We start from the raw sequence: 4,022 nt of genomic DNA on the forward strand, positions 1-4,022 counted from the left end.
GACGAGACTGACCTTGTCCTCGGAGACCGCCCGCTGGAAGGCGCGCACCGCGTCGGAGGCGGAACTCTTGTCGTCGTAGGTCACGACCTGGATCTGCCGGCCGTCGACCCCGCCCTTGGCGTTGATCTCGTCGGCGGCGAGCTGCACGGCCTGCGGGATCGAGGCGCCGACCACCGATTGCGCCTCGGCGATCACCCCGATCCGGATCGGGTCGGCGGCGCGCGCCGGGCCCGCTCCCGTCAATCCGGCGATTGCGAGCAGGGCGAGGGCCCGGCTCGAAAGGCTGCGTTCCATCGGCATGGGCTTCCTCCTGGCGCCCGTGCGGCTTCTGCCGTCGCATCGGGTTCACGGGCGGAGTGTGCAACATTCGTCTGGCTGAATTCAATGTGCAGGCGCGCAGACGCGTGACGAATGCCCCGTCAGCTTCTCACGCGCCGGACGACCAAGCTCAGATTGTTCGCCGGCATCGCCACCCGCTCGGAGACGGTCAACCCATGGCGCGCGGCCTCGACCGCGACCGCTTCGCGATCACGTACACCCCAGTCCGGATCGCGCGCGCGCAGGGAGGCGTCGAAATCGGCGTTGCTGTCCGCGCTGTGCCGGCCGTCTTCCCGGAACGGCCCGTAGAGGAACAGGAGTCCGTCCTCCGTCAGGATGCGTCCGGCCCCGGCCATCAGCCCCTCGGTCGCCGCCCAGGGCGCGATGTGGATCATGTTGATGCAGACGATGGCGTCGACGCGGCCGACCGCCCACGAGGCCGCGCGCGCGTCGAGATCGAGCGGCGGCAGGATGTTGGTGGCCCCGGCCCGGCGGACATGCGCCGCGATGCTGCGCCGGGCCTCCGGATCGGGATCGCTCGGCAGCCACGTGAGGGCCGGCAGCGCCGCGGCGACGTAGACCGCATGCTCGCCGGAGCCGCTGGCGATCTCCAGCACAGTGCCCCGCGCCGGCAGGACCCGGCGCAGTACGGCGAGAACCGCATCGCGGTTGCGCGCGACGGCGGGCGCCGTCATGGCATCGCGGTCGACATCCCAGCCCAGCATGCTGCCGTCTCCCGGTGCGCGTGACGGCGCGACATGTTTCGATTGCGGGCCGGACGGAGCGCTCTGCCTGTTCACCGTGTACCGTACATCCGATCCCCCGCATCGCCGAGCCCGGGAACGATGTAGCCGTGATCGTTCAGGTGGCTGTCGATGGCTGCGGTCCAGATCGGTACGTCGGGATGGGCCCCCTGGAACTTGGTGAGGCCCTCCGGAGCCGCCAGAAGGCAGACGAAGCGCAGGTCCGACGCCCCCCGGGCCTTCAGCAGGTCGAGGGCTGCGATCGCCGAGTTGGCGGTGGCCAGCATCGGGTCGAGGACCAGCACCGTCCGGTCGGCGAGATCCGACGGAGCCTTGAAGTAATACTCCACCGCCTCCAGCGTGTCCGGATCCCGGTAGAGCCCGATATGGGCGACCCGCGCCGAGGGAACCAGCGACAGCATCCCGTCGAGGAACCCGACCCCGGCGCGCAGGATCGGCGCCAGCACCAGCTTCTTCCCCTGGATCTGCCGGCCCTCCATCGGCTGCAACGGCGTCTCGATGGTCACCGGCTCCAGCGGCAGGTCCCGCGTCACCTCGTAGGCCAGGAGCATGCCGATCTCGTTCAGGATCTGACGAAAGCCCTTGGTCGAGCGGTTCTTGTCGCGCAGGTATGTGAGCTTGTGCTGCACAAGCGGGTGATCCACCACGGTGACCCGACCCATCGGCATGGCCCAACCCTCCGCCTCGGCCACCGAGGAATGCAGGACCCCGGGCCGGGGTGCAACTTCCGAGTTGGACCATCCGGGCGGGCTGATCCGTCGGTGGGAGCGGCAATCGACCCGGATCCGGTCGGCCTTCCGGATACGGGCCGGTCTCCGCATCCGCGGTTTCAGGGCCGGCCGTACGGCCGTGCAGAAAGATTGGCACCGAAGATCAGGGCGTGTTGGAAAGATCAATTTCTCAGGCTATTGCAGAGCCATTTTCCAGGTCTGGTTTGTGATCTCTATGCAAATGTATGATCGAAAATGGGCAGGACTGACCAAAAATCGTCGCCTTCCGCACAAAATGACAGACTTTAACTTTTCTAAGGAATAATTTTATTAATAATACAATCTTATTAAGTTGTTATATAATTATAATCGACTAAAGAATATACGTTTTCATGTAAAAATCCTGTTACAAATAAGCTTCAAAAGGATTTTCTATTACTGTCAATCAATCTAACAATAGGTGATCCTTCGGCTTGCTGATCGTATCGCATGGCCTAACTGGGGCGAACTGCTTTGTCCTGCTGCGCCCGAACGCCCCGCCCCTGAACCGAGATCAGAGCGAGCTATGCACCTGAATCTATCTCTCAAGACGATTCTGACGATCCTCTTCGGCCTGATGGCACTCATCGCGGCAGGACAGGGTGTCCTGTCGCTCCGCGACGCCGCCGCGATCCGCCAATCGACCACGGCGCTCGCCACGAACTGGCTGCCGTCCGTCGAGAAGATCAGCGCGATCGAGGTGGCGGCCTCCGAAGTTCGCATCAAACAGTACCGCCTGATCCTGTTGTCGGACACGCCGGAAAACCGGGCGAAAAACGAGACCAGCCTCGCCGAAACACACACACGCCTGCGGGAGGCACGCCGCACGTATGAACCTCTGATCAGCACGCCGGAGGAGCGGACGCTCTACGATGCCTTCGCGGCGTCCTGGAGCAAGTTCGAGCAGGTGGACGGCGATGCCCGCCGCCTCATGGGATCAGGGCAACAGCAGGATGCTGTGAAGCTGTTGGTCGAGCCAAATGTCGTGGTGTTGTATGATGATGCCCGCGCCCTGTTGGCGCGCTTGGTCGCGCATGACGGACAGACGGCGTCCCGCGACGCGGATGCCGCGATGGCAAGTGCGAACGCGGCCACCGTCACGGCGATGATCGGGATCGGTCTGGCCATCGCCTCGGCGCTGGCGGCGGCGGGGTTCGGCCTCCTCTACATCTCTCGGCCGATCCAGGCCATGACCGGGGCGATGTCGCGGCTCGCCGGCGGTGAGACCGGGACGGAAGTGCCGTTCCGGGACCGCCGCGACGAAGTCGGCGCGATGGCGGCCGCCGTGCAGGTGTTCAAGGACAACCTGATCCGCAGCCGCGCGCTGGAGGCCGAGGCCGCCGGGGCGCGCCACGCCGCCGAAGAGCAGCGCAAGCTCGGCATGCGGCAGATGGCGGACCGGTTCGAGGCCGCGGTCGGCGGCATCATCGAGCAGGTCTCGGCCTCCGCCACCGAATTGCAGGCCACGGCCAGCGCGATGTCGTCCATGGCCAGCCAGACCTCTGCCCAGTCCATCGCCGTGGCCGCCGCCGCCGAGGAGGCCGGGACCAACGTCAACACCGTCGCGGCCGCCGCCGAGGAACTCGGTTCCTCCGTCCAGGAGATCGGCCGTCAGGTGGACGGCTCGACCAGGCTCGCCCAGGCGGCGGTCGGCGAGGCCGATCAGACCGGGGCGCTGGTGCTGGAGTTGAGCGGCGCGGTGGCGCGCATCGGCGACGTGGTCGGGCTGATCTCGTCGATCGCCGGCCAGACCAACCTGCTGGCGCTCAATGCCACGATCGAAGCCGCGCGGGCCGGCGCGGCAGGACGCGGCTTCGCGGTGGTCGCCTCCGAGGTGAAGGCGCTGGCCGAACAGACCGCCAAGGCCACCGAGGAGATCTCCGGGCAGATCGGCCGGGTCCAGACCTCCACGGGTCAGGCGGTCACCGCGATCGGCACGATCTCCGCGCGCATCCGCGAGATCGACACCGTGGCGACGTCGATCGCGGCGGCGGTGGAGGAGCAGGGCGCGGCCACGCAGGAGATCGTGCGCAACGTCGGCCAGGCGGCGCAGGGCACCGGCGAGGTGACCAGCAACATCGTCGGTGTCGCCGGAGCGGCGGAGGAGACCGGACGGGCGGCGGGCCAGGTCCTCGGCGCTGCTTCGGAGCTGTCGCGCCAGTCCGAGCACCTCACGGCCGAGATCGACCGC

General features: G+C 66.8%; 4 protein-coding genes. 1 reads left to right on the top strand and 3 read right to left on the bottom strand.

All coding sequences use genetic code 11. From position 1 onward, the window contains the following. The 3 genes from MKK69_RS09550 to upp all read right to left on the bottom strand — a co-directional run. The coding region (locus tag MKK69_RS09550; RefSeq protein ID WP_243967528.1) for an ABC transporter substrate-binding protein at positions 1-294 on the bottom strand (294 nt) is incomplete at its 3' end. Positions 295-419: 125 nt separating this feature from the next. After that, positions 420-1,043, bottom strand: coding sequence for a DUF938 domain-containing protein (locus MKK69_RS09555; RefSeq protein ID WP_243967525.1), 624 nt, complete (start codon positions 1,041-1,043; stop codon positions 420-422). A gap of 71 nt (positions 1,044-1,114) precedes the next feature. Beyond that, positions 1,115-1,750: a uracil phosphoribosyltransferase gene (gene upp / locus MKK69_RS09560; RefSeq protein WP_243967526.1), complete on the bottom strand. Its 636-nt coding sequence runs from the start codon at positions 1,748-1,750 to the stop codon at positions 1,115-1,117. A gap of 607 nt (positions 1,751-2,357) precedes the next feature. Between upp and MKK69_RS09565 the strand changes: the two genes are divergently transcribed. Next, positions 2,358-4,022, top strand: a 1,665-nt coding sequence (locus MKK69_RS09565) for a methyl-accepting chemotaxis protein (protein WP_243967527.1), incomplete at its 3' end; no start/stop codon positions are given.

The organism is Methylobacterium sp. J-026 (genome assembly GCF_022829585.1).
GTDB lineage: Bacteria > Pseudomonadota > Alphaproteobacteria > Rhizobiales > Beijerinckiaceae > Methylobacterium.